Here is a 25,900-nt window from a genome sequence, read left to right as displayed (position 1 = left end):
TCGAATCGGAGGAATACGCATGACGACACGCACCACGTTGATCACGGGCGCCGCGGGCGGCATCGGACAGGCGCTCGTGCGCCGCTTTCTCGCCGCGGGCGACCGCGTGCTCGCGCTCGACCGCGACCGCGCGGCGCTCGCCGCGTTCGTCGACACGCTCGGCGGCGCCGCCGTCGCGCCCGTCGTCGACGACCTGACCGACGCCGAGCGCCTCGCGGCCGCGCTCGCGAGCGAGCGCGTCGACGTGCTCGTCGCGAATGCGGGCACCGCCGCGTCGGCGACGCTGCGCACGACGACGAGCGCGTCGTGGCGCACGGATCTCGACGCGAACCTGACCGCGACCTACGTGAGCGTCGAGGCGGCGCTCGCCGGGATGCGCGCGCGCCGGCGCGGCGCGATCACGATCGTCGGCTCGGTGAACGGCGTCGTCGCGCTCGGCCATCCGGCGTACAGCGCGGCGAAGGCGGGACTCATCAGCTATGCGAAGTCGCTCGCGATCGAATACGGGCGAGAGGGCGTGCGCGCGAACATCGTCTGTCCGGGCACCGTGAAGACGCCCGCATGGGAAGCGCGCGTGCGGCAGAACCCGCAGGTGTTCGAGCAACTGAAGAAGTGGTATCCGCTCGAAGACTTCGCGACGCCCGACGACGTCGCGAACGCGGCTTTTTTCCTGTCGTCGGACGCGGCGCGCGCGATCACGGGCGTCACGCTGCCCGTCGACGGCGGGCTGCTCGCCGGCAATCGGGTGATGGCGCAGGAACTGACGCTCGAATCGTTCTATTGACGTGCGGCGAACGATGCGTTCGCGCCGCGCGTGCGAACCACCGGAACGTCCGGCGTGACCGCAGACGCGCCGGATGATTCGAATCGCGGCCGACGCGGACGCCGCCGTGATCACGGCGCCGATGCGTTTTCCGCGCGGCCCGCATGGCATATCGCGCGACGCATCGTTGCGAACCGTCATGGCAAGCATGCGCTGGGCGCGATCCCGCGAACTTCGTCGCGCCGGGGCATGCGCAGATGATGGAGGCGGCCGTCGCCGAAGGCCGCTCCTTCGAGACACCGCCCGATTCGAGGTCCTGTTGACGAGCGCGGCGATGGAATTTCCGAACTCGTGCGAATTCAAGTTTCGCTGGCCGCGCAGGCATTTGCCGTTCATCGCGCCGTCGAACATCGCGTTTCGCGGCGACAAGAGCACCGTCGCCGCCGGTCTCCTGACCGACGACAACCGCCCGCCGTTCCGGCGCTTTCCCGAACAAGGCGTGCTCTCCGGCGCGCCGCCTTCGCCGCCACGCCCGCGCCAAACGAACCGGACGAACCAAACGAACCGAACGCGCGCACGCGCCCGGCGCGCGCGTCCGTCCAACGATCAATGCGCGGCCGCCGGCCGCACCCTGCCCGCATCCGCGCCCATCCGCGCAAGCACGTGCTCGGTCATCCCGCGCGCGAGCTCGGTCTCGCCGACGAACACGTCGCCCATCCCTTCGTTCGCGAGCAGCGCCGCCTCGTCGTCGCTGTTCGTGCAGAGCGCGATCTCGATCGCCGGATTCAGCGTGCGCGAGATGTCGACGATCTGCCGCACGTCGAACACGTCCGGCAGCGTGACGACGAGCATCCCCGCGCGCGCGATGTGCGCCTGCACGAGCACGATCGGCTCGATCGCGTCGCCCGACACCGCCGCGACGCCGTCCACGCGCAACTTCTCGACCGTCTCGCGATTCTGCTCGACGACGACGTACGCGATCCCGCGCGCGTCGAGCGCCTGCGCGATCCGCGTGCCGACGCGCCCGTAGCCCACGATCACGACCTGCCCGGTCAGATGCGTCTGCGGCGTCGACATCGGCAGCGCGGCGAGCGGATCGTCGCGCGACTCGAGCCGGCGCGCGAACGCCGAGTGCCGGCGAATCCACGCGAGCGCCGGATCGATCGCCGCGAACAGCAGCGTGTTGAGCGCGATCGACAGCAGCGCGACCGCGAGAATCAGGCTCTGCCCTTCGGCCGACAGCAGCCCGAGCCCGCGCCCGAGGCTCGCGAGGATGAACGAGAACTCGCCGATCTGCGCCAGGCCCGCGCCGACCGTGAGCGCCGTGTTCAACGGGTAGCGGAACGCGAGCACGAGCGCCACCGCCGCGAGCGTCTTGCCGACCACGACGATCGCCGCGACTTCGAGCACGTGCAGCGGCTCGTCGATCAGCACGCGCGGGTCGAACAGCATGCCGACCGAGATGAAGAACAGCACCGAGAACGCGTCGCGCAGCGGCAGCGTTTCGTCGGCGGCGCGGCGGCTGAACTCCGATTCGCGCATCATCATTCCGGCGAAGAACGCGCCGAGCGCGAACGACACGTCGAACAGCTTCGCCGCGCCGAACGCGACGCCGACCGCCGCCGCGATCATGCACAGCGTGAACAGCTCGCGCGAGCCGGTGCGCGCGACGAGCCACAGGATGCGCGGAAACACGCGCTTGCCGACCACGAGCATCAGCGCGATGAACGCCGCGACCTTCAGCAGCGTGACGCCGAGCGCGCTCCAGAGACTGCCGCCCGCCTCGGCCGCCTGCGCGGCCGCATCGCCGTGCGCCTGAGGGCCGCCGCCGAGGAGCGCGGCGAGCGGCGGCAGCAGCACGAGCACGAGCACCATCACGAGATCCTCGACGACAAGCCAGCCCACCGCGATCCGCCCGTTGACCGATTCGACGAGCCCGCGCCCTTCGAGCGCGCGCAGCAGCACGACCGTGCTCGCAACCGACAGCGCGAGGCCGAACACGAGCGCGCCGCCGACGTTCCAGCCCCACAGCAGCGCGAGCCCGGCGCCGAGCGCCGTCGCGACCGCGATCTGGACGATCGCGCCCGGCAGCGCGATCTTGCGCACGGCGAGCAGATCGCCGAGCGAGAAATGCAGGCCGACGCCGAACATCAACAGCATCACGCCGATTTCGGCGAGTTGCTGCGCGAGCGCGAGATCGCCGACGAAGCCGGGCGTTCCGGGGCCGATCACGATGCCGGCGAGCAAATAGCCGACGAGCGGTGGCATCTTCAGCAGCGACGCGAAGTAACCGAGGATCATCGCGAGACCGAAACCGGCCGCGAGCAGTGCAATCAGGCTGACGTCATGAGGCATCCGTGCTCCATTCGATGTAACGTTTTCGTAAGACTTCAAGGATAAGGGATCGCGGCGGCAAATGTGCGAACTGACCAAAATTTGCCGGGGGGAGCGATCCGAGAACGCGGCGGGCGGCCGCAGCGGCGCGCCGGGTCGGGCGAGCGGCCCGGCCGGCGGCGCGCTTGCCGGCCTCCGGCCTTGCAGCGGGATTCGCGCCCGAGCGTGCGCGCGCACACTGCACACATGCGGCGCGCAGAATGAATCAGCCCCGCATCGCCTTGCGGCGCGGCTGCGCGCGGATGTCGCCTGTCGCGCCGGCCGCCGCTCTGACTCTGACTCTGACTCTGACTCTGACTCTGACTCTGACTCTGACTCCGATGGGCCGGCACCACGAACATTCTGCGGACGGCCGCCATCGCCTCGTCGAATGAATTCGGATCGCCGCTTAATCCGAATTAGTCATCCCGTCCTTGATTCAAATCAAGTTTCATTCGGTTCATAGCGAATCAAAACTCGTTCTGTTGGAAAGCATTCAGAAAAAGAGTTTCACCGCCATTGCCGCGACCATCCGTCGCACTTCACCGAATCCGTTCGAAATCGAACCATGACGATTCGTCTGAATGCCCTACCCATATTGCTTTCCGACCGGCAATCAAACAGCGCGCGACACGCCCTCTTCTCCGGCATTTCCAAAGCCCCGGATATTCCCATCGCCGCATCAGGGAAAATCCCCACGCGAAACGGCTGGTGCTCGCCGATCAAGCGATTATCATCGTTACATCGTTCAATGTAATGGTTGCCGGTGAATCCCGGCGGACGCCGCGACGGCGTCGCCGATGCGAACCGGCGTCGACTAGGAGGCAATCGATCATGGCCGACCACCCGCTGCCCGAAGTCCGCGCGGACGAGCTCGAATCGTTCCGCGCGCTGCAGCAGCTCGCGTATCGCTGCGTCGAAACCGTCGGCGGCATGCTCTACCCCGGCATCACCGAGAGAACCGCGGTGCGCCTCCTGACCGAATGGGCACAGGACCACGGCGTGCGCAACTGGGGGCACAAGCCGTTCGCGTGGTTCGGCGAACGCACCGCATTCGCGGGCTTCTCCGGCCTCACGCACCTCGCGGGCTTCAATCCGGCGTTCTTCCCGAGCGATCGCCGCCTCGAGCCGGGCATGCCGGTGATCCTCGACATCGCGCCCGTCGTCGACGGCTTCGTCGCGGACGTCGGCTACACGACCTGCCTTGGCGAGAACCCGATTCTCGCGCAGATCCAGGACGATCTGATCGCGCATCGCGAGCTGATCGTGACGCTCGTCAACGCGCGCCGCACGCTCGCCGACGTCGCGCGCGAAGTCGACGCGCTCTGCCGCCGCCAGGGCGTCGAGCCGCGCCACAAGGCGTATCCGTTTCACGTGCTCGCGCACCGGATCGAGCGGATCGCCACCGGCGGCAAGCCGCGCTTCGTCGCGCGCTTCGGCGTCGACTTCGCGCTGAACCTCGTCGCGAAGCAGATGCGCGCGGGCCGCGCGCAAGGCTGGTCGCCGCTCTGGTCGGCCGAGCGCCGCTCCGAGCACGCGCCGACGCCCGGACTCTGGGCGGTCGAGCCGCATCTCGGGTTCGCGGGCGTCGGCGCGAAGTTCGAGGAGCTGCTCGTCGTCACCGCCGACGATGCGTACTGGCTCGACGACGATCTGCCGCACGTGCGCCGCTGGCGGCGCCGGCAAACGGCCGCTCATGCCGCGCTCGAGTACGCGGCATGAGCGGATGCGCGAGGAACGCGCGATGGAACGCGTCATGCGACACGCGGCGAACACGACGAAGACGATCCGCGCCGCGGACGTCGCCGGGCGCCGCGAACGCCACGCCGATGCCGCGAACGACGCGGACGCCGCGGCGGCGCGCGCGACGGCCGCATCCGGCCACGCGACGCCTCGACGCCTCGACGCCCCGCGCGGCGCCGGCCGCCGCGCCCGCGCGGCCCCGCATTCTCCAGCCACACGCGATACGGGACGGCCGCACGCCGTCCGATGAATTCAAACCACAGGGAGGCACACATGGCAGTCGGCAAGCACCATCAGATCAAGGCGCGTCACGTCAAGTTCGATTTCAGCGCGACGCCGCTTCAGTGGATTCCGGGCGACCCCGAGAGCACGCACATCATCGACACGCTGAACCTGCTGTTCCCGGAAGGCGAGCTGTGGTTCTGCCGCGTGTACAACAAGGCGCTGCCGCTCATCGACGACCCGGCGCTGCACGCGGACGCCGACGGCTTCCTGCGCCAGGAGGCGGTGCATTCGCGCTCGCATCACGCGGTTGCGAAGCAGTGCTACGCGCGGCACGGCGTCGACACGCAGCCGTACACGAAACGCCTGACCTGGCTCTTCAGCAAGGTGCTCGGCGAGACGCCGCTCGGCCTGAAGATCGGCGGCACGCGCTTCTGGCTGCGCCAGCAGCTCGGCATCATCGCCGCGCTCGAGCATTTCTTCGCGTACCTCGGCCGCTGGGTGCTGAACGCGCGCGAGCTCGACGAAGCGCAGGCCGATCCGGCGATGCTCGACCTGTTGCGCTGGCACGGCGCGGAGGAAGTCGAGCACGGCACCGTCGCGTTCGACCTGCATCGCTACATGGGCGGCGGCTACTTCGGCCGCGCGTTCCACATGCTGCTCGCGATCGTGCTGCTGATCCTGTTCGTGTCGATGGGCTCGAAGTTCATGTACACGCGCGATCCGCAGGCCGGCCGCTATCCCGGTTTCGTGCGCGCGTGGAAGCGCGGCTCGCGGCGCGCGCACCTGCCGTCGTTCTGGAAGACGATCGGCGCCGCGCTGCGCTACTTCAACCCCGCGTACACGCCGCACGGCGAAGGCTCGACCGAGCTCGCGCTCGACTATCTCGCGCGCTCGCCCGCCACGCAGGCGGCCGCGCACGGCGGCAACTGGGGCGCGAAAAAGACGACTTGAGCGCCCCTCGATCGCCCGCCTCGTTCGCCGCCGCCCGCACGGTTCCACCCATTCATCGATTTTCTTTGCCTACACCACATCACCCATGATCGACATTCGCTTGAAACGGGTTGCGCCGCTGTTGCTGCTCGGCGCGCAGGCCGTGAGCCTCGGCGCCGCGGCGGGCACGCTGACGGGCACCGTCTCGTCGGACGGCAAGCCGCTGCCGGGCGCGATGGTCACCGTGTTCGACGCGGCGCAGACGCGCCGCGACACCGTCTACACCGACCGCAACGGCCACTACGGCATCGCCGTCGACTTCGCGGGCGAGCTGCGCGTACGCGCCCGCACGCCGTACTTCAAGGATGCGGCGCAGAGCCTCGCGCTTGCGTCCGGCGCGCGCAAGACGCTCGACTTCTCGCTCGAGCGGCAGACGGTGGCCGACGAGCTGTCCGCGAGCCTGCCCGCGTCCGCGCATCTGAGCGCGCTGTCGTGGCCCAGCCAGGACTCGCGGACCGCGTTCATCAGCCAGTGCAACTACTGCCACCAGGTCGGCAATGCGCTCACGCGCACGCCGCGCGACGAGGCCGCGTGGGGCGCGACGGTGCGCCGGATGGAGGGCTACGCGGCGCTCCTCACGAACAATCAGGCGCGGGACATCACGCACGCGCTGCACGAGGGAATGGACGGCCGCGCGGTCGCGGCGGTCGAGAAATACCTGTATGACGATCAGCTCGCGCCCGCGAAGATCCGGGAATGGGCGGCAGGCGACGGCCTCACGTTCATCCACGACGCGGACGTCGGCTCCGACGATCATCTGTACGGCGCCGACGAAGGCCACGACAAGATCTGGGAGCTCGACCGCAAGAGCGGCAAGCTCAGCGAATGGAAGGAGCCCGACGTCGATCTGCCGGTGGGCGGCATATTCTCGGGCGTGCAGCTGCCGATCGGCGTGTTCAGCGGCAAGCACGGGCCGCACAGCCTCGCGCAGGGGGCCGACGGCCGGTTCTGGATCACGAACGCGCTGTCGTCGACGCTCGCGTCGTTCGATCCGGCGACGAAGCGCTTCAAGCTCTACCCGCTCGGCCACTCGCATCTGTATCCGCACACGCTCCGCATCGACCGCGCGGGCATCGTCTGGTTCACGATCGTCGCGTCGAACGAAGTCGCGCGCTTCGATCCTAAGACCGAGACGTTCACGATCATCCATCTGCCCGACGGCGGGTTCTGGCGCGCGGTGTCGCACTATCTGTTTCCGCTCATCGTGAAGATGGCCGCGTGGTTCCCGGGGCAGAACCTGCACCTCGCGCTCACGCATCACAAGTGGGCATTCCAGGGCCGCGACGCGTTCCCGTTCCCGTACGGCATCGACGTGAATCCGCTCGACGGCTCGATCTGGTACGCGAAGCTCTATGCGAACAAGATCGGCCGCATCGATCCGGCGACGCTCGACGTCACCGAATTCGACACGCCGCTCAGCGGCCCGCGACGGCTGCGCTTCGATCCGCAGGGCAACCTGTGGATTCCGGCGTTCGACGACGGCGGGCTGATGAAATTCGATCCGCGCACGCATCGCTTCGAAACCTACAAGCTGCCGCTTCTCGCGCACAACGAATACGAAGTGCCGTATGCGCTGAACGTGAATCCGAAGACGGGCGACGTGTGGATCACGTCGAACATGTCCGATCGGATCTTCCGCTTCGCGCCGTCCACCCGGACCTTCGTCACGTATCCGCTGCCGACGCGCGTCACGTGGCTGCGCGACATGTCGTTCACGCAGGACGGCGCGGTGTGCTCGAGTTCGTCGAATCTGCCCGCGTACGGGATCGAAGGCGCGCGCGCGTCGTTCATCTGCCTGTATCCGGACGGCGAGCGCGGCGGCGCGGCGGCGGGCGGTACGGCAAGCGCGGCGGCGGCCGCTGCCGGCGACGCGTCAGATCGCTTGCCGGCCGAGCGGCAAGCGTCGAGCCGAGCGGCGGGAAGCCGCGCAATGCTCGCCGGCGCCGGATCGAATCGCGCCGGCGCGATTCAGGCCGGCCCCGTCCAGCTCGTCGCCTCGCGCGCCGATCGTTCGACACACTAAGCGAATACCCGCCATGGACATGCAAACTTTCCTGCTGTATCTGCTCATTACGGTGCTGATGGCGCCGCTGCTGGCCGTCTACGGGCTGCCGTTCATCGCTCTCGCGCGCGGGTTCGCGCGCATCGCGCGCGCACGTATCGGCAATCGTCTTCGCTACGCGATCGCGTGCGCGATCGCCGCGGCCGGGATCGCCCCGTCGTACGACGCCTATCGCGCGCCGCTGCCGATCTATGCGCGCCGGCTATTCGACGGCGTGAGCGTGGATGCCGGGTTCATGCTCGCGTCGTTCGGCGTCACGTGGATCGTCGTGATGATCGTTGCGCGGCTGTGCGTGCGGCGGCACGTGCCGCAAGACGCATGATCGGCAGGTAGGCGAAGCGCCGGTCCGCCGCACGTGCGGGACCGGCCCGAGGGATTTCGCTCGCGCCCCGGCCGCCGCGCCTGCCGCGTCGCGCCTTTTCCGTTTCGATCGGATCGCCGACGCGCGCTGCGCCGAGGCTCCCGTTGCAAATGAATCGTTCGTGGCGATAGCCGAAATTCCATGACGAAAAGTCGGCCATGTCGCATATGGCAGGCACGCTTGCATCTCGCTCGTCCACGATTTGAAATGCGAATTCGCGCTGCGCCACAATAAGCGGCGTCGATCGATATGAATCGAGATCATGCATTTTCCCGATATCGATCATCACCCGCTGCGTCGCCCGATTGGCCGACTCGATTAATCCGGGCCGACTGAATGACCGGGCAACGCATGGGGAATGGCTCCCGTCTTGACGCTATTTCCTTATTTCCTATATACACGCATGCATAAATCCTTAAAATAACCGGCCATCAATCAATTACTTTCTATCGCCATGAGCATTCGCAGTCGATTTTCCACGGACAATCCCGTACTCGCGGAAATCTGGCACCGTTCGGTGCGCGCGACGCATACCTTCCTGAGCGAACAGGACATCCGGGAGTTATATCCGCAAGTCCGGAACACTTACCTGCCGAACGTCACCGTATGGATCGACGAAGCCATCGACGGCCGCATTGCCGGCTTCGTCGGTGCGAACGGCGCGCGAATCGAAATGCTGTTCGTCGATCCGGACCTGGTCGGCCAGGGTGTCGGGACGCGCCTGCTCGACCATGTCAGGGCCGAGCATCCTCGCCTGAGCGTCGACGTCAACGAACAGAATCCGCTGGCCCACGGCTTCTATCGCCGATACGGATTCAAGGACGTCGGGCGCTCGGAAACCGATTCGGCCGGCAGACCGTTTCCGTTGATTCACATGGCGTATTGATTCGCGCGGTCGGGCATCTGCCGCGACGTGCGCTCCGGCCCATCGCCAAGCCGCGCCCTCCGACGGCCGGAATCGATGCCGAAGGCGCGCTCGTCGCCCAATGGCCGGACGGTCATGCCAGCCGCTTCGATCCGGGATGGCGGCGCGCTCACGCGCACGACGATCCGGCGCGCGGCATTTTCGGCGCTGCCATATCGACCGGAACCAATGGCGACCGGGGCAAATGGCTGTCGCGCATGCTCGTGCCGCAGCGCTGATCGCCGCGTTTTCCCGGGCCCCACGGGCCGACGTCGGCAAGCCGCGCCCGGCGCGCGCAGCGCGCCGGCGGCCGGACCTGCACGCACCGCACGCTACCGCCCCAGCCGCTCGCGGAGAAACTCGATGAACCGCTGTGTCTTCGCGGGCAGCAGACGAGTCTCGGTGATCGCATAGACGGGCATCGGCACGCCGTGCCATCCGGGCATGATCCGGCGCAGTTTCCCGCTCGCCAGCTCGTCGGCGACGACTTCCTCCGGCATCAGGACGATGCCCATGTCGAGCGTCGCCAGGCGGCGGATCATCCCGACGCTGTTCAGCGTGAAGCGCCCGCCCACCGAAACCGTCGTCTCTCGGCGTCCGTCGCGCAGCGTCCACGAGGCCGCTCTCAGGATGCCCAGGCACTCGTGCCGCGCCAGATCGGCGGGCTTTGCCGGTTCGCCCGATCGTTCGAGGTAGCCCGGCGATGCATAAAGATGCGGCGTGAGCGACGCCAGCGGGCGCGCGATGAGCTGCGAGCTTTCGGATTCCCCCATGCGGATCGCCACGTCGAAGGGCTCGCTGACGAGATCGACGCGCCTGGGCGTCAGATCGAAATCGAACGTGATGCCCGGATAGAGGGCGGCGAACTCGGCGATCAGCGGCGCCAGGTAGGTCACGGCGGCGCCAAGGTCATGCTTTTCGCCGGCTCGCCGCTGCACGCCGCGTCAACCCGAGCGCAACGGCGTTTCAACATGGGCTGCGAGCGATTCGATGGCGAGCACGCCGCGCTTGCGCTGATCGACCATCGGATCGGCGCCATGGGCTGAGTCAAGTCCATGCCGTTCAGCGACATGAAGCGCACCTCGCCGATGCCGGCGAAGACCGCGCGCATCCCGAGCATGCCGGCCGCGCCGACCTCCGGCATGGAGGGACATGCGCAGGCGCTGCCGTTGAACGAACCCGGATCTATCCCGCCCACCGGGTACGCGGCGCGAATCCGCGCTCGCCGGCATCGTCGCCGCGATGGGCGACGAACGCTTCGCGGCGGCCGTGAAGGCGACCGGGCGCACCAAGTTCATCGTCGCCGGCGTCACCAACGACGTGTGCACAGTGCTCCCGGCGCTCCCGGCGCTGAGCGTCGTGCGCGAAGGCTGCGGCGTGCCCGCCGTCGCCGATGCGGACGGCCCGCCCGGCACGATCGTCGACGGCATGGCCCGGCGCCGCACGCAAGGTCACGGCGTCGCGCTCGCCGGCCCGAGCCGGATCGTCAGGCAACCCTCGGGCGACTGGGCCACGCCGGAAGGAAGCCAAATCGCGCAAGTCGTGACGGAAGCGCCGCTGGCTTCCGCATGAGGGATTCGGATCGTCGTTCGTGGCGCGGCGGGTGCGGCGGGTGCGGCGACCCCGCCGGTCAAGCGCGCCTTCTCTTCGGACGGCTGCGAAGCTCCACCGGCGATTGCTCGGCGGCCCGTCGATTCATCTTGTCCAGCACGCGCTTCGCCCTGCCCGCGCAATCCTCGCCGTCCGCCTTGTGATCGATCTCGTCGGCGAGCGCGACAAGCTGGCGCTTGCTGCTCGCGAGACGCTGCTCCAGCAGCTCGATTTCGTCGATCTTGCGCCGCAGCGCCTGCAGCAATTCCTCGCGAGGCCACTTGTCCAGATCCGGCGGCAGAATCGCCCGGATTTCGTCGAGCGAGAAACCCGCGCATTGCGCGCCGACGATGATCTCCAGCCGCGTCAACGCGTCCGGCGCATACTCCCGATAGCCGTTCGCCTGCCGCTGCGCAGGCTGCAGCAAGCCGCTCGCCTCGTAGAACCGGATACGCGACGCCGTCACGCCGCTCAACTGCGCGAGCTCGCCGATCTTCATTCGCGCCCTCCCGGCACTTGACATTGAAGTTGACTTTAAGCTTAAGGTCACGATGTCGTCAACCGCGGGTGCTCCCCATGAAGCTCTTCACTCCCCTCGTTCTCCCCAACGGCGCGGTGATTCCGAACCGTCTCGCCAAAGCGGCCATGGAAGAAAACATGGCGGATGCGGACCACGCGCCGTCCGACGCGCTCTTGCGCCTGTACGACGCATGGGCGAAGGGCAAGGCCGGCCTGATCCTGACCGGCAACGTCATGGTGGATCACCGCGCGATGACGGGCCCGAACGGCGTGGTGCTGGAGGACGACGCCCACCTCGACCGCTTCCGGCGCTGGGCGGAAGTCGCGCGCGCCCACGGCGCGCACATCTGGATGCAGATCAACCACCCCGGCCGCCAGATGGCCGCCGCGCTCGGCCAGACCACGCTCGCGCCGTCCGCGGTGCCGTTGGCGCTCGGCGCGCTGTCCAAGCAGTTTCCGGTGCCGCGGGAAATGACGGACGACGACATCGCCGGCGTGCAGCGCCGCTTCGTGCAGGCCGCGCGGCTGGCGGAACGAAGCGGCTTTACCGGCGTGCAGATTCATGCCGCGCACGGCTACCTGCTGAGCCAGTTCCTGTCGCCGATCACGAACCGCCGCCAGGACCGGTGGGGCGGCAGCATCGAGAACCGCGCCCGCCTGCTGCTCGACATCGTCCGCGCCGTGCGCGACGCGGTATCGCCCGGGTTCGCGGTGTCCGTCAAGCTGAACTCCGCCGATTTCCAGCGCGGCGGCTTCAGCTCCGACGACGCGAAGCGCGTGGTCGAGATGCTCAATCCGCTCGGCGTCGATCTGGTCGAACTGTCTGGCGGAAGCTACGAGGCCCCGGCGATGCAGGGACAAGCGCGCGACGGCCGCACGCTCGCCCGCGAAGCCTATTTCCTCGAATTCGCTCGCGACATCGCTGCGGCCGCGCGCATGCCGTTGATGGTCACGGGCGGCATTCGCCGCCGCGCGGTCGCCGAGCAGGTCGTCGACAGCGGCGTCGCGATGGTCGGCATCGCCACCGCGCTGTCCGTCGATCCGAACCTGCCGCGCGACTGGCTGGCGGGCGGAAACAACGCGCCGGCGCTGCGTCCGATCGTCTGGAAGAACAAGGTGCTGGGCTCGCTCGCCAACATGGCGGTCGTCAAGTTTCAGCTGAAGCGGCTCAGTGAGGGGCGTGTGACGAATCCGCGCGTCTCGCCGCTGAGAGCGCTGCTCCTGCAGCAGTTGTCCACGTCCTGCCAGACGCGGCGTTATCGGCGCTGGACGGCCGCGCGGGCGGCGCGTTAGCCAGGCGCCGTTGCGGCGGCGGGACATCCCGCGCTCGCCTGCAGCGGGCGCCGGATCGAAGTGCAGCCACGGGAATTCGCGCCGCCGCGCGTCCGGCCGAACGCCGGCGCGCGACGGCGGCGGCGCCCGCTCATTCCGAAATGCACGTTCTTGCACGTTTCAATTCTTGTTTATGCACGTTATACTGCGTGCATGACCGACGCACTTCCCCTCGCGCGACGCGACACCATCGCAAGCCGGCTGGCCCTCGGGCAGCCGGTCCAGGCCGCGGCGCTCGCCGCCGAATTCGACGTTTCCGAAGACGCGATACGCCGCGACCTTCGCGCGCTGGCCGCCGAAGGCCGCTGCCGCCGGGTCTATGGCGGCGCGCTGCCCGTCACGCCGGCGTCCGCGCCGATGGCGGCCAGGATCGACGCCGCGCGCGAACGCAAGGAGGCCCTGGCCCGCTCGGCCGCGCCGCTGATCCGGCGCGGCGAACTGCTGTTTCTCGACAGCGGCAGCACCAATCTCGCGCTGGTCGAGTTCCTGCCCGAAGACGCCGAGCTCACGGTCGCCACCAACTCGATCGACATCGCCGCCGCCGTGCTGCGGCGCTCCGATCTGAACCTGATCATGATCGGCGGCGCGGTCGATCCGGCGGTCGGCGGATGCGTCGACGCGGCCGCCGTTCAGAGCGTCAGCCGGATGAACGTCGATCACGCCTTTCTCGGCGCTTGCGCGCTGTCGCCGAAAGGCGGCCTCAGCGCATTCGGCATCGCCGATGCGGCGTTCAAGCGCGCCGTCGTCGCCGCGAGCGAGCGCCGCGTCGTCCTCGCGACGGCCGACAAGCTCGCCGCGCGCGCGCCGCACCGTGTCGCGACGATCGACGAGATCGGCTGCATCGTCGTCGAGCACGATCTGCCGCGCGCCGAATGCGCGTTGCTGTCGAAAGCCGGTGCGTCGGTGTTGCAGGCGCAGCCGCCCGTGCGGCCGTAACGCCCGTTCTTCGTGGAGTCGATCGACATGTCCGCCGACCGGCCGGCTACCCGGCTTGCCACCCGTCTCGCCTTTCTCGCGGCGGGCTTCGGGCTCGCGTGCTGGGCGCCCCTCGTGCCGTTCGCGAAACAGCGGCTCGGCGTGAACGACGGCGCTCTCGGCGCGCTGCTGCTCTGCGTCGGCCTCGGCTCGGTGGCCTCGATGCTGCTCACCGGCCCGTTCAGCACGCGATACGGCAGCAAGCCGATCATCGTCGCGGGCGGAGTCGCGCTCGCCGCGATCCTGCCGCTGCTGACCGTCGCGAGCGGGCCGATCACGCTCGGCGTCGCGCTGTTCGCGTTCGGCGCGGCGCTCGGCTCGCTCGACGTGGCGATGAACGTCCATGCGGTCAAAGTCGAGCGCGCCGCCGCGCGGCCGCTGATGTCCGGATTTCACGCGCTCTTCAGCGTCGGCGGCGCCGCCGGCTCCGGCATCATGACGTTCCTGCTCTCGATGCGCATCGGCACGTTCGCCAGCACCTTGCTGTGCGCAATGCCGATGCTCGCCGCGATCCTCTTCGCGAGCCCCAGACTGCTGCAAGGCGCGCAGGCCGGCGAGCGGCCGCGGTTCGTGATGCCGCGCGGCGTGGTTCCGCTCCTCGCGCTCCTCACCGCGATCACGTTTCTCGCCGAAGGCGCGCTGCTCGACTGGAGCGCGTTGCTCATCACGGACAAGGGGCTCGTCGTCGCGGCCCAGGGCGGATTGGGCTATGTGCTGTTCTCGATCGCGATGACCGCCGGCCGGTTCGGCGGAGATGCGATCGCGACGCGCATTGGCGATCGGCCGACGATGTTCTGGGGCGGACTTCTCGCAGTCGCCGGGTTCGTGATTCTGCTGACCGCGCCGATTGCGGGCGTCGCGATGGCCGGCTTTGCGTTCATCGGCCTGGGCGCGTCGAACATCGTGCCCGTGCTGTTTCGCCGTGCGGGCGCGCAGCGGGCGATGCCTTCCGCGCTGGCCGTCACGGTCATCACGATCACCGGTTACGGAGGCCATCTGGTCGGCCCGGCCGGCATGGGCTTCGTCGCCCGGAGCGTCGGCCTCGAAAGCGCGTTCTGGATGCTGGCCGTCCTGCTGTGCCTCGTTCCGTGCTGCGCCCGGCTCGTGACGGGGAAGCGGTAGCGACCGCGCCCGACGCAACGCGGCCCTGCGCGCGACGTTTCGCACGGTAGTCGCGCTCGGGACAATTTGGCTCGCCGCATCGCTCCTCGCCGTGGCGAGCGACGTGTGCCATGTTCCTCACCGAGCGTGCGCGGATCTATCGCGCGCGAAAACCGTGGAGAAGCGCCGGAGCGGCCAGCGAACTCGGTCGGGCGGATCGGCTTCGTGTCGCGTCCACCGCTCGACCGCCGACTGAGCCGACGCATTGGCAAGTCGCACACCCGCGATACGGCAAAGTCTTCGCCTTTCGCGAACGAAGCTCGGGCGGATTGCCGGCGCTTCTTGTCACGGCGCTCATTCACGCGGTCCGATGCCGCTCCTTACACTTCACGACAGCAACGGCACAGCGCCTGGCTTCGCGCCTCTCGTCATTTTGATCCCCCAAGTCCGTTTGGGACGGTCTTTTCTGCGGCCACGATCACGCGATCAATCCCGCGTCGCAGCCAATTGGACTAAACATCCCCGCTCGTTCCCGTAATTCGCACTCTCAGCGAATGTAATATTATTGATATTTGTGCGTAAGCAAAATGTCGCGATACATCGCATTATTTGCCGCGCCCAATTCAGACCAAAATCGTCCCTTGGAGACCAACGATGATCACAACTTCGGGCCATGTCGACAACCATTCCAACTTCGGCGGTATGTGGATCGACCGCACCGACTGGCAGGAGCAATTGAAATCAAGAGTGCCTGTTCCGGAGCTTGCTCGTCTCATTACGGATTTTGTCCGCGACGGCTTCATCGTGCTGGAAGGCGGCGCCGATCCGAGCGCAGTGGATGCGTTCCAGGCGCAAATCGACCTTTCGTTCCGGGAAGGAAATCCGGAGCTGTTCTACCAAAAGCACGGCTCGCGTGACACGCGCAAGCTCGACGAACCCGTGAACCGCCTCGGCACGCGCGTCGTGGACTGCTACGGCGCAATGAGCGAGGCGCTGGACCTCTTTTCGTCGCCGCAGCTGATCGCTTTCCTGAAGGCCATCTTCGGCGAAGCGCCGCTCCTCTTCCAAAGCCTCAGCTTCGACCAAGGTTCGCAGCAGGGCCTGCACCGCGACACCGCCTATGTCGTCGTCGACCGCCCGATGGAACTCGCCGCATGCTGGATCGCGCTCGAGGACATCAAGGAAGGCTCGGGCGAATTGATGTACGCGCCCGGCAGCCACCGCCTGCCCGATTGGCCGTTCGGCGAGGGACGCAAGCACTTCGACGCCGCCCTGGACGGCTGGGATGTTCACGAGCAATGGTCCGACTGGCTACGCAGCTCCGCCGCCAGTAGCGAGCGAGGCGTCGAACGCTTCCTCGCGAAGAAGGGCGACATCCTCGTGTGGCATGCCGATCTCGCGCACGGCGGCTCGCCCGTCGTCGATCCGGCGCTGACTCGCCAAAGCCTCGTCGGACATTTCTGCCCGGCCTCGGCAAGGCCACGGTACTTCGATCACGCCCCCTGCCACGACGCCGTCGTCCAGCGTGGCCAGCTACACTATTCGAGCATGTACTACGATCTTCGGTCATCGTCTCCCGCTCGCCGCTCGCTCTGGCGTTCGATCAAGTCCGCGCTGACGCGTTAAGCGTGCGTCGCCGGTCGAACTAGGTTCGCTACGGAGCGGGGAAACATGCCGGAGCAAATCGTCGATCGGCGCCCGTCGAGCCGGCACTCGGCGGGCATCGGCTTCATCGGGAGCACATTCGGCCGACGACGGCAGCACCCCGCTCGCCACGGCCAAGTTCGGTCGATACTGCCGACGGACTCGAGCAGCCGCGTTACGCTCTTGCCCGCCCGACGAGCGCTTTCGATTCAAACGGCGTGGCCGCGCCGAACCGCCGCCGCGCGAGCGTGGACAAGGCAGGCGCGGCATGGTGTGATGGCGCACGTTCACAAGGAGCCTTCCATGTTGACCCGCCCGGACTGCATCCGCCATTGGACCGAACTCGAGGACGAAGACGACGCGCACTATCGCGGCGACACCGAACTGCTCGCGATCGGCGCGCCGCTCGCGGCGAAGCTCGGCATCACGCGGATCGGCATCCATCATTGCCGGCTGCCGCCCGGCCGCCGCACGTCGTATCCGCACGCGGAAAGCGCGGAAGAGGAATTCGTGTTCGTCCTGGAAGGCACGCCGGACGTCTGGCTCGACGGACACCTGCACCGCCTCGCGCCCGGCGACGCCGTCGGGTTCCCGGCCGGCACCGGACTTTGCCACACGTTCATCAACGACACGGACGCCGAGGTTCGGCTGCTCGTCGTCGGCGAAAGGCCGAAAGCCGAGAATCGCATTCGCTATCCGCGCAACAAGGCGTACGAGGCGACGCGCGCGGACCGCTGGATCGATTGGCCCGCGCGGCCGCTCGGGCCGCACGACGGCAAGCCCGCGCCGCGCGACGGCGATGGCTGACGGTTCGTTCGGCGCCGCGCTTCGCCGGTTGCCCGGCGGCGGCGCGACGAGCCGCGAGCAGCGAGCAGCGACCGACGATCGGCCGCCGCCGACGACAAGCGACGGGGATGGCGCCCGCCGGCATCCGGCATCGCAATCGGGCAGCACGGCGAGCGTGACCGGCGACGGCGCGGCCCGCCGAGGTGCGTGCCCCCGAGCCCCCGAAACTCGCGCCGAGCGGCGCATTGAAGCGTGCGCACGCTGAACGGCGAGAAAAGAGGCTCGATGCGCGCAGAGCGCCCGGCTCCGCCGATCCGGCGCAAGCCGTCGACGGGCAAGGCAGCGCGGACCGGCGCTTCCGCACTTTCGCACTTTCGCACTCTTCCTCTCTTCCTCTCTTCCTCTCTTCCTCTCTTCCTCTCTTCCTCTCTTCCGCACTTGCGCTCTTGCGCTCTTGCGCTCTTGCGCTCTTGCGCTCTTGCGCTCTTGCGCTCTTGCGCTCTTGCGCTCTTAGGATATCAACTCGCCCAATCCCTATTCCGCCGCGATTTCGCCGCGCGCCGATCCGACGGCGCCCGACCGGCACGCATCACCGATACCGCGCCGCCCCGATGAACTGCGAGAACCGCTCGCACCAGATCACGACGGTCGTATACGCGTCGACGTCGACGCCCTCCGCGAGCGGCGCGACGAAGTCGCCGAACGTCTTCAGCTCGCCGACCCGCAGCGCGCGCGATTTCATCGCGAGAAACGCCTGCTTCGACGCGACGAATTCGGGCGCAAGGTAGATCTTGTAGTCCGGGCCCGGCGCGACGCGCCCCTCGAACGCGAGCGCCGTGCGCGTGACGGACAGCTTGCCGTCCGTCCAGTGCAGCGGATCGCCGCCCGTCAGGCCGCGCTCGAAGCGGCCCGTGTAAAGCGCGCGTCCGGTGATCGGGCGCAGCTCGGTTTCGCTCGCGCCGGCTTCGGCCGTCAGGAGCGGCAGCGAATACACGCCGAGCGCGAAGCCCAATACGAACGCGATCACGTGCGAGCCGATCCAGATCCCTTCTTTCTTCATAGCTTCCGTCCTCCGTAGTCGAATCGATGCGCCGTTGCCCGCGAACGGGCCCGGCATGACGACAGTCGGCGCGGCGGGCGAAATATGACAGCCGGGCGGCCATGTTCGACGTGCGGCAAGCGGTCGCGGGACGGAAGTCGCGACCGGCCGATCGGACTCGGGGAACTTGGAGAGCCTGACGAAGTCGGCGAGGATTCTCGGGATTCTCGGGATTCTCGGGATTCTCGGGATTCTCGGGATTCTCGGGATTCTCGGGATTCTCGGGATTCTCGGGATTCTCGGGATTCTCGGGATTCTCGGGATTCTCGGGATTCTCGGGATTCTCGGGATTCTCGGGATTCTCGGGATTCTCGGGATTCTCGGGATTCTCGGGATTCTCGGGATTCTCGGGATTCTCGGGATTCTCGGGATATACGAGGGATTCGCGGCCGCGCGTCCCGGCACGTCACGGCGCGCCGTCGCGCCGCGAACCTCGACGCATCCTCACGGAACGCATCCTCACGGAACGCATGCGCGCCGCGGCCGCCCCGCTACCACGCGATCCGATCGAGCTCGAACGCATGCGCCGCCGCGCGCAAGTCGCCGACCTCGACGCCGTCGCGCAGCAGCGATTCGGTGAGCCGCTCGCGATAGCGGTGGAAGTCGTAGCTGCCGCGATCGCGCGGCCGCGGCAGCGCGATCTCGACGACCTGTCCGATCCGCCCGGGCCGCGGCCGCATCACGACGACGCGATCCGCGAGAACCACCGCCTCGTCGACGTCGTGCGTGACGAACAGCGTCGTGATCCGCTCGCGTTCGCGTATCCGCAGCAGCTCGTCCTGAAGCTGATGGCGCGTGAGCGCGTCGAGCGCGCCGAACGGCTCGTCGAGCATCAGGATTCGCGGGCGGGCGACGAGCCCGCGCGCGATCGCGACCCGCTGCGCCATGCCGCCCGACAGTTGATGCGGCAACGCGTCGTCGAAGCCGTCGAGGCCGACGAGCCGGATCGCGTCGGCGACACGCCGCGCCGCCTCGTCGCCCGGCAGCGCCTGCGCGGCGACGCCGAGCGCGACGTTGCGCGCCACCGTCAACCACGGAAACAGCCGGTGCTCCTGAAACACGATTCCGCGCTCGGCGCCGATGCCCGCGATCGGCTCGCCGTCGACGCGGATTTCGCCGTCGAACTCGGTGTCGAGGCCGACGAGCAGGCGCAGCAGCGTCGACTTCCCGCAGCCGCTCGCGCCGACGATCGCGACGAGCTCGCCCGCCGCGATGTCGAGCGAGAAGCCGCGGATCGCTTCGTAGGCGCGTCCGCCCATGTCGAACGTCTTGCCGACGCCGCGAAACGCGACGGCGGGCGTCAATCGATTCATCTCCGTTCTCCGGTCAAAAAAAACGAACGCCGGCCGGACCGCGCCGCGACGCCGTCATCGCGCGGGCGCGGGCTCGGACACGAGCGCGATCTTCGTGTAGCCGGCCGCGCTGATCTCGCCCATCGCCTCGATCATGCGGCCGTACGGCAGCGCCTTGTCGCCGCGGATCTCGATCCGCCGCGCGGCGTCGCCCGCCGCCTCGCGCGCGAGCGCTGGCACGAGCTGCGCGGCGGCGACCTCGGTCGTGCCGACGAACACCTTGCCGTCGCGCGCGAAGCTCACCGCGATCGGCGGCTTGTCCTCGGTGAGCGCGCCCGCCTTCGCCTGCGGCAAGTCCACCTTCACGCCCTGCGCCATCAGCGGCGCGGCGACCATGAAGACGATCAGCAGCACGAGCATCACGTCGACGAGCGGCGTCACGTTGATGTCGCTGACGGGCGCGGCCGCCGCGCGCGCGGCCGATGTCGTTCCGATCTTCGCGCCCATCTCACGCCCCTCCCGTCGCGACGCCCGCGATGCCTGCGGCAACGGGCACGAGGCCGGCCGCGTCGCGCGGCTCGACCGCCGTCGCCGTCGCGGTCGTCGCCGCCGCCGACGACGTGCGCGTGGTCGAACGCGCAAGCGCCGACGACGCGTCGCGCTCCCCCGCTCGCGTCGACACGACAGCGATGCTCGCGGCGGCCGGTGCGGCCGCCGCGGTACGGCCGATTGCCGCCGCCGGCGCAATTGGGGCCGGCGTATTTGCCGTATTTGCCGTATTTGCCGTATTTGCCGTATTTGCCGTATTTGCCGTATTCGCCGTATTCGCCGTATTCGCCGTATTCGCCGCGACCGCCGCCACCGCTACCCCAGCGACCGCCGGCCGCGCGCCATCGCCGTGCGCCGCGCTCCCGTCGCGGCCGCTGACGCGCTGCGCGTCACGGCCGGCGCCGCCGTCCGCGTCGACGACCGGATCGCCCGCATCGAGCTGCCGCGACAACTGCACTTCGACGAGCCCCGCGAGCGTGTCGAGCCGGTTCGCGTACGCGTTCAAATCGCCCGACGCGCGGTTGTACGCGACGACGGCCGGAATCGCGGCGACCAGCCCGAGCGCGGTTGCGAACAGCGCCTCGGCAATCCCCGGCGCGACGACGGCAAGGCTCGTGTCGTTGGTCGCGGCGATCCCCTGGAACGCATTGATGATCCCCCAGACGGTGCCGAACAGCCCGACGAACGGCGCGACCGAGCCGACCGTCGCGAGCACCGGCAAGCCGCGCTGCAACTGCTCGATCTCGACGCCGCGCGCGATCGCGCCGACGCGCGCGAGCCGCTCCTTCAGGCTGTCGCGCCCGGCTTCGCGCTGCTCGAGCCCTTGCCGCCAGCTTTCGCGCCACTCGGCCGCGATCGCGCGATACACGCGCGCGAACGGATCGCCGGCGTGCGCGCCGAGCGCCTGCGCGAGCGCGGGCAGCGGCCGCGGCTCGCGCAGCAGCGCGAGCCAGCGCGCGGCGCGGCGTTCAAGCGTGCGAAAGCGCAGCAGCTTGTCGGCGATGACGGCCCAGCTCGCCACCGACGCGAGCGCGAGCAGCGCCATGATGCTCTTGACGAGCCAGTCCGCCTGCTCGAACAACTGCAGCGGCGACAAATGGGCGGCGACGTGGGCGGAATTCATGCGGTTCTCCTGAGAAAAAAGACGGCGTCAGTCGGTCAATTGGTAGACGATCGCGCCCGCGAGCCGGTACGCGCTCGCGCCGAGATCCGGCGGCTTCGGAAACGGCGCGGCCGCGCGGATCGCTTCGCGCGCGGCCGCGTCGAGCTCGCCGTTGCCGGACGAGACGATTTCGACGTGCTGCACGCGGCCGTCCGGATCGAGCGTGAGCCGGTAGCCGACGCGCCCTTCGTCGCGGCGCAGCCGCGCGGCGCGCGGATAGCTGTCGGCCGCGTAGCGGTCGATCCGCTCGAGCACCTTCGCCGCGTAATCGCTCGGGATGCCCGACATCCCGACGACGGCCGGCGACGGCCGCGATGCGGCGGGCGTCGATGCGGCGCTCGGCGCGGGCGGAGGCAGCGCGGACGTGGCTTGTGCAGCCGGTGCGGGCTGCGCGGCTGCAGCGGCAGTCGTCGCGGCGGGCGTCGCGGCGGGCGCGTTCGCCGGCGGCGCGGGGCGCGCGGCCGGCTCGGCGGAACGGGGAGCCGCAGGCCGCGCCGGCTCGCTGCGGCGCACGGGCGGCGGCGCGGCGCGCTTCACGGGCTCGCTCGCCGGTTCGCGCGACGCATGCACGGGCGCCGGCGCCGGCTGCGGCGCGACGAGCGTGCGCGCCGGCGCGGGCTGCGCGATCGTCAGCTCGATCGCGCGCTCGCGCGCGGGCGGCTGCGGCGCATGTGCGTGAAACGCCCACAGCGCGGCGAGCGCCGCGCCGTGCAGCGCGACCGACACGGCCGTGCCCGCATGCGCGCCGCGCCGCGCGGGAATCGGCGCGAACGACGCCGCTTCGTCCTGCGGCCGCGCGATGTCGGGAAAAAAAGCGGTCTGCACGGAAATCGTCACGATGGGCTCCGTTGGAAATGCGCCGCGCTGGGCGGGCCGTCGTCCGCGACGACGACGAACGCCCCCGCGCGCCGGGACGACGAAGCGGCGCACGCCCGCGCGAACGCGTGCGCATGGGCCGGCACGCGCCCGCTCGCGCCCCCGCCCGCGCCGCGAGGGCAACAGCGACGGCGCAGGCAACGGCCGCGATCGACACGCGCGTTCATGCGTCCTGCGGCTGCGTCGCGAACACGCGCACCGCGCCGTCCTGCACGCCGTTGTCGGCGACATAGCGGGCCCAGTGCTCGAGCAGCGCGGCGAGGCGATCGGGCTGCGCATCCGCGAGATCACGCGTCTCGCCCGGATCGGCGGCGAGGTCGTAAAGCTGCCACGCGCCCGGCCCGACCGGCTGCGGAATGAACACCGCCTTCCAGTCGCCCTGCCGCACCGCGCGCATCCCGAACAGCTCCCAGCCCGTCACGTGCGCGTCGTCATGCACGCGCGCCGCGTCGCGCCGCAGGTAGGGCGCGAGCGACGCGCCCTTGACCGCCGCGACGTCCCGCCCGCGATAGCGCGCGCCCGGGTGCGCGACGCCCGCGAGCTCGAGCACGGTCGGCGTCACGTCCATCACCGTCGCGAACGCGTCGCTGATCTCGCGCCGCCGCGCGAGCGCCGGATAGTGCGCGAACGCGACCACGCGAATCCCGCCTTCCGTCGTGAACGCCTTGTACAGCCGCGACGGCGCGGTCGCCGCCTGCGCCCAGCGCGGGCCGTACCACACGTATGAATTGCCGTTGCCGACGTTCTCGAGGCGGTTGTCGTAGTAGTCGCGGATGAATTGCTGGAGATTCGGCCCGAACACCGGCAGCGCCTCGAGCAGCGCGCCCTCCGCGCCGTTGTCGGAGAGGAACAGCACGAACGTGTCGTCAAGCTCGCCCGTCGCCTTCAGATAGTCGACCACGCGGCCGACGTTCCAGTCGAGCCGCTCGACCATCGCCGCATACACCTCCATCGTCCGCGCGGAGAACGCGCGCTCGTCCGGCGTGAGCTGCGCCCACTCGGCGTTGCGCGCGACGACCGGATGCGCGTCGACGTGCGCGCCGAGCAAGCCGAGTTCGCGCTGCCGCGCGAGGCGCGCGCCGCGCAGCGCGGCCGGGCCGTCCGCATAGCGGCCGCGATATTTCGCGACGATGTCGGCAGGCGCCTGCAGCGGCCAGTGCGGCGCGGAAAACGGCAGATACGCGAAGAACGGCCGGCCGTCGTCGGGGCGCTCGCCGAGGTATTGCAGCAGCTTGTCCGCGAAGGTGTCGGACGAGTAGAAATCGTCCGGCAGCGCGTCGACGAGGCGATCGTCCTCGACGTACAGCGAGCGCGTCGAGCGCATCAGCCGCGGCTGCTCGGCGTCCGCCGGCACCGGCTCGAATCCGTAATGGTTCGCCGCGCCCGGCAGAAGCGCGAACGAGCGCTCGAAGCCGCGCGCGGCGGGCGCGCGCTCGATCGTGAGCCCGAGGTGCCACTTGCCCGCCATCGCCGTGAAGTAGCCGGCGTCGCGCAGCAGCTCGGGCAGCGCGACCACGCGCTCGTTCAGATAGCCCTCGTAGCCCGGCTTGCCCTGCAGCTCCGGCGTCAGCGCCTCGGCCATCGTGCCGATCCCGGCGACGTGATGATCGGTGCCCGTCAGCAGCATCGAGCGCGTCGGCGAGCACGCGGACGCGGTGTGGAAATCGGTGAAGCGCACGCCCGCGTAGGCGAGCGCGTCGAGGTTCGGCGTCGAGATTTCGCCGCCGAACGCGCCGATGTCGGAGAAGCCGAGATCGTCGGCGACGATCACGAGAAAGTTCGGCCGATCGGCCGGCTTGCGCCGGGAGCTTGCTTGGGTCGACATGGTGGCTCTGGTTCCTGGTTTCTGGTTTCGATCGAAGGAAAGGAAGAAAAGCGAAGCGCTCAGCGCGGGCCGCGCCAGCGCGTCGCCGCGGCTTCGAGCCGGCCGCCCAGCCAGCCGAGCGCCGCGCCGAGCGCGCCGACGATCACGGCCGCGCTCATCAGCCGGTCCATCCGGAACAGTTGCTGCGCGTCGAGCATGAAGCCGCCGATGCCGACGCCCGACGGCATGAAGTACTCGGCGCCGATCGCGCCGAGCCACGCATAGACGAGGCCGAGCCGCAGGCCCGCGAAAAGGCCGGGCGCGATCGCGGGCAGCACGAGCTGCCCCAGCCGCTGCCGTGCCGGCAGCCGCAGCGTGCGCGCGGCTTCGGCGAGCTGCGGCGACAGGCTCTCGACCGAGCGCTGCGCGGCGACGAGCATCGGGAAGAATGCGGCGAGCGCGACGAAGATCACTTTCGACAGCTCGTCGATGCCGGCCCACGCGGTGAGGAGCGGAATCCACGCGAAGATCGCGACCTGGCGCAGCGCGGCGAACGTCGGCCCGGCCGCGCGGCCGAGCCCGCGCACGAGACCGAACGCCACGCCCGCGACCGCGCCCGCCGTCGCGCCGAGCGCGAGCCCTTCGAGCGCGCGCAGCAGCGTGCGCGCGAGCGGCACGGGCAGCGCGCCGCTCGCGATGTCGCGAAACGCGCTCGCGAGCACGGCGGACGGCGCGGGCAGCACGCGCGCGTCCACCCAATGCCAGTGCGCGGCGGCCGCCCAAAGCGCCGCGAGCGCGGCGGGCAGCAGCGCGCCGTGCAGCCATGCGAGCGCGCTGCGGCGCGGCGCGCTCGCATGCTCGGCGAGCGCCGCGCGCGGCCAGCGCACGAGCCCCGCGTCGAGCCGGCGCAGCGCGTCGTCCATCGCGAAGCCGGTCGCGCCGATCACCGCGATGCAGACGAACACGATGTCGAGCTGGAACATCTGCCGGCCCCACACCATCAGATAGCCGATCCCCTCGGACGACGCGAGCAGCTCGACCGCGATCAGCGTGAGCCAGCCCTGCGCGAGCGCGATCCGCAACCCGGTCATCACCGGCGGCAGCGCGGCGGGCGCGACGAGCAGGCGCAGCGTCGCCGCGCGCGGCAGCCGCGCGACGGCGGCGATCTCGCGCAGCCGCGGCGGCACGCCGCGCACGCCGAGCTGCGTGTGAATCGCCACCGGCACGAGCACCGCCTTGACGATCAGCGCGATCTTCAGCGCCTCGCCGATGCCGAGCACGACCATCAGCAGCGGCAGCCACGCGAGCGTCGGGATCTGCGCGAACGCATAGAACACGGGCGACACGATGTCGTCGGCGGTGCGCGAGCGGCCCGTCAGCGCGCCGAGCGCGACGCCCGCGGCCACGCCCGCCGCGAACCCCGTCGCGAGCCGCGCGAGGCTCACCGCGAGCTGCGAGAACAGGTTGTCGCCGGCGAGCTCGACGGCCGTTTGCCAGACGAGCTCGGGCGTCGGCAGGATCTGCGGCGACATCCATTGCCGATGCGACGCGTGCCACCACAGCGCGAACAGCAGCGCGGGCAGCACCGCGCCGGCGAGCCGGTGCCAGCCGGCTGCGCCCGCGCGGCGGGCGAACGCGCGACGCAGCGTCTGCGGCGTGTACGACGCCGCGCGCGGCGCGCGGGCCGGCCCGAGGAACGGCGCGGCGGCCGATGCGGTGCGGGGCGATCTCGTCATCGTCTGGCTCCTTC

23 protein-coding genes and 2 pseudogenes are annotated in these 25,900 nt (G+C 69.5%); 14 read left to right on the top strand and 11 right to left on the bottom strand.

The genetic code is table 11. The features are described from left to right. Positions 1-13: 13 nt before the first annotated feature. Both WS78_RS23855 and WS78_RS38390 read left to right on the top strand, forming a co-directional pair. Complete coding sequence (locus tag WS78_RS23855) at positions 14-784, top strand: SDR family oxidoreductase (RefSeq protein WP_059582014.1); 771 nt, start codon at positions 14-16, stop codon at positions 782-784. Positions 785-857: 73 nt separating this feature from the next. Further along, positions 858-1,220: pseudogene (locus WS78_RS38390) on the top strand (5' nucleotidase, NT5C type); the annotation flags it as partial. A 149-nt stretch (positions 1,221-1,369) separates the two neighbouring features. Here the strand turns inward: WS78_RS38390 and WS78_RS23845 are convergent. After that, entirely contained in the window at positions 1,370-3,118 is a 1,749-nt protein-coding gene (locus WS78_RS23845; RefSeq protein WP_038745455.1) for a cation:proton antiporter domain-containing protein, read from the bottom strand. 852 nt (positions 3,119-3,970) lie between these two features. Here WS78_RS23845 and WS78_RS23840 point away from each other — a divergent pair. The 6 genes from WS78_RS23840 (at position 3,971) to WS78_RS23810 (ending at position 9,660) form a co-directional block, all read left to right on the top strand. After that, on the top strand, positions 3,971-4,858 hold the full coding sequence (locus WS78_RS23840; protein WP_038745457.1) for a M24 family metallopeptidase: 888 nt from the start codon (positions 3,971-3,973) through the stop codon (positions 4,856-4,858). 294 nt (positions 4,859-5,152) lie between these two features. Further along, positions 5,153-6,055, top strand: a complete 903-nt coding sequence (locus tag WS78_RS23830; RefSeq protein ID WP_059582022.1) for a metal-dependent hydrolase — start codon at positions 5,153-5,155, stop codon at positions 6,053-6,055. Between the two features lie 85 nt (positions 6,056-6,140). After that, a complete protein-coding gene (locus tag WS78_RS23825) occupies positions 6,141-8,117 on the top strand; it encodes a carboxypeptidase regulatory-like domain-containing protein (RefSeq protein ID WP_059582025.1) in 1,977 nt (658 codons plus the stop codon). Between the two features lie 13 nt (positions 8,118-8,130). Then, positions 8,131-8,478 (top strand): hypothetical protein, encoded by a 348-nt coding sequence (locus WS78_RS23820; RefSeq protein WP_038745463.1) that lies wholly within the window; start codon positions 8,131-8,133, stop codon positions 8,476-8,478. A 493-nt stretch (positions 8,479-8,971) separates the two neighbouring features. Next, entirely contained in the window at positions 8,972-9,403 is a 432-nt protein-coding gene (locus tag WS78_RS23815) for an acetyltransferase (RefSeq protein WP_038745466.1), read from the top strand. Beyond that, on the top strand, positions 9,400-9,660 hold the full coding sequence (locus WS78_RS23810) for a hypothetical protein (protein WP_059582030.1): 261 nt from the start codon (positions 9,400-9,402) through the stop codon (positions 9,658-9,660). Before WS78_RS23815 ends, WS78_RS23810 begins: the two co-directional genes overlap by 4 nt. Positions 9,661-9,753: 93 nt before the next feature. Here the strand turns inward: WS78_RS23810 and WS78_RS23805 are convergent. Continuing rightward, positions 9,754-10,320, bottom strand: a pseudogene (locus tag WS78_RS23805) (substrate binding domain-containing protein); the annotation flags it as partial. After that, positions 10,314-10,565, bottom strand: a complete 252-nt coding sequence (locus WS78_RS37770; RefSeq protein WP_226377300.1) for a hypothetical protein — start codon at positions 10,563-10,565, stop codon at positions 10,314-10,316. The pseudogene WS78_RS23805 and the gene WS78_RS37770, both read right to left, overlap by 7 nt. Before the next feature lie 125 nt (positions 10,566-10,690). Between WS78_RS37770 and WS78_RS37765 the strand changes: the two genes are divergently transcribed. Continuing rightward, positions 10,691-10,993 carry a cysteine hydrolase family protein gene (locus WS78_RS37765; RefSeq protein ID WP_226377299.1) on the top strand — a complete coding sequence of 101 codons (303 nt, stop codon included), beginning with the start codon at positions 10,691-10,693 and terminating at the stop codon, positions 10,991-10,993. 58 nt (positions 10,994-11,051) lie between these two features. On the opposite strand, the gene WS78_RS23795 is transcribed toward WS78_RS37765, so the two are convergent. Then, a complete protein-coding gene (locus tag WS78_RS23795; RefSeq protein ID WP_038745477.1) occupies positions 11,052-11,510 on the bottom strand; it encodes a MerR family transcriptional regulator in 459 nt (152 codons plus the stop codon). Positions 11,511-11,587: 77 nt separating this feature from the next. Here WS78_RS23795 and WS78_RS23790 point away from each other — a divergent pair, with 77 nt between their 5' ends. From WS78_RS23790 to WS78_RS23770, 5 genes are all read left to right on the top strand, one after another. Further along, positions 11,588-12,823 carry an NADH:flavin oxidoreductase/NADH oxidase family protein gene (locus WS78_RS23790; RefSeq protein WP_059582034.1) on the top strand — a complete coding sequence of 412 codons (1,236 nt, stop codon included), beginning with the start codon at positions 11,588-11,590 and terminating at the stop codon, positions 12,821-12,823. 192 nt (positions 12,824-13,015) lie between these two features. After that, positions 13,016-13,798, top strand: a complete 783-nt coding sequence (locus WS78_RS23785; RefSeq protein WP_059582038.1) for a DeoR/GlpR family DNA-binding transcription regulator — start codon at positions 13,016-13,018, stop codon at positions 13,796-13,798. Positions 13,799-13,825: 27 nt separating this feature from the next. Further along, on the top strand, positions 13,826-14,959 hold the full coding sequence (locus WS78_RS23780) for an MFS transporter (protein ID WP_059582040.1): 1,134 nt from the start codon (positions 13,826-13,828) through the stop codon (positions 14,957-14,959). Between the two features lie 633 nt (positions 14,960-15,592). Then, positions 15,593-16,564 (top strand): phytanoyl-CoA dioxygenase family protein, encoded by a 972-nt coding sequence (locus WS78_RS23775; RefSeq protein WP_059627729.1) that lies wholly within the window; start codon positions 15,593-15,595, stop codon positions 16,562-16,564. Between the two features lie 324 nt (positions 16,565-16,888). Further along, positions 16,889-17,389 (top strand): cupin domain-containing protein, encoded by a 501-nt coding sequence (locus WS78_RS23770; protein ID WP_038745513.1) that lies wholly within the window; start codon positions 16,889-16,891, stop codon positions 17,387-17,389. A 568-nt stretch (positions 17,390-17,957) separates the two neighbouring features. Here WS78_RS23770 and WS78_RS23765 read toward each other — a convergent pair. The 7 genes from WS78_RS23765 to WS78_RS23730 all read right to left on the bottom strand — a co-directional run bounded on the left by WS78_RS23765 (position 17,958) and on the right by WS78_RS23730 (position 25,886). Next, the gene (locus WS78_RS23765; RefSeq protein WP_038745489.1) at positions 17,958-18,428 is read right to left on the bottom strand and encodes a DM13 domain-containing protein; all 471 of its coding nucleotides are present in this window, start codon (positions 18,426-18,428) and stop codon (positions 17,958-17,960) included. Between the two features lie 530 nt (positions 18,429-18,958). Then, entirely contained in the window at positions 18,959-19,780 is an 822-nt protein-coding gene (locus WS78_RS23755; protein WP_081990091.1) for an ABC transporter ATP-binding protein, read from the bottom strand. A 54-nt stretch (positions 19,781-19,834) separates the two neighbouring features. After that, a complete protein-coding gene (locus WS78_RS23750; protein WP_038754753.1) occupies positions 19,835-20,266 on the bottom strand; it encodes an ExbD/TolR family protein in 432 nt (143 codons plus the stop codon). 1 nt (position 20,267) lies between these two features. Then, positions 20,268-21,431, bottom strand: coding sequence for a MotA/TolQ/ExbB proton channel family protein (locus WS78_RS23745; protein WP_082717373.1), 1,164 nt, complete (start codon positions 21,429-21,431; stop codon positions 20,268-20,270). Between the two features lie 27 nt (positions 21,432-21,458). After that, the gene (locus WS78_RS23740; protein WP_059582048.1) at positions 21,459-22,307 is read right to left on the bottom strand and encodes a TonB family protein; all 849 of its coding nucleotides are present in this window, start codon (positions 22,305-22,307) and stop codon (positions 21,459-21,461) included. Between the two features lie 202 nt (positions 22,308-22,509). Then, on the bottom strand, positions 22,510-24,171 hold the full coding sequence (locus WS78_RS23735) for an arylsulfatase (protein WP_059582058.1): 1,662 nt from the start codon (positions 24,169-24,171) through the stop codon (positions 22,510-22,512). A 59-nt stretch (positions 24,172-24,230) separates the two neighbouring features. Continuing rightward, the gene (locus WS78_RS23730; protein ID WP_082717375.1) at positions 24,231-25,886 is read right to left on the bottom strand and encodes an ABC transporter permease; all 1,656 of its coding nucleotides are present in this window, start codon (positions 25,884-25,886) and stop codon (positions 24,231-24,233) included. Positions 25,887-25,900: the final 14 nt, after the last annotated feature.

It is taken from the genome of Burkholderia savannae (assembly GCF_001524445.2).
In the GTDB taxonomy this organism is placed as follows: domain Bacteria; phylum Pseudomonadota; class Gammaproteobacteria; order Burkholderiales; family Burkholderiaceae; genus Burkholderia; species Burkholderia savannae.
Note: the sequence above shows the minus strand (reverse complement) of the source record. Positions and strands in the feature narration are given on the sequence as shown.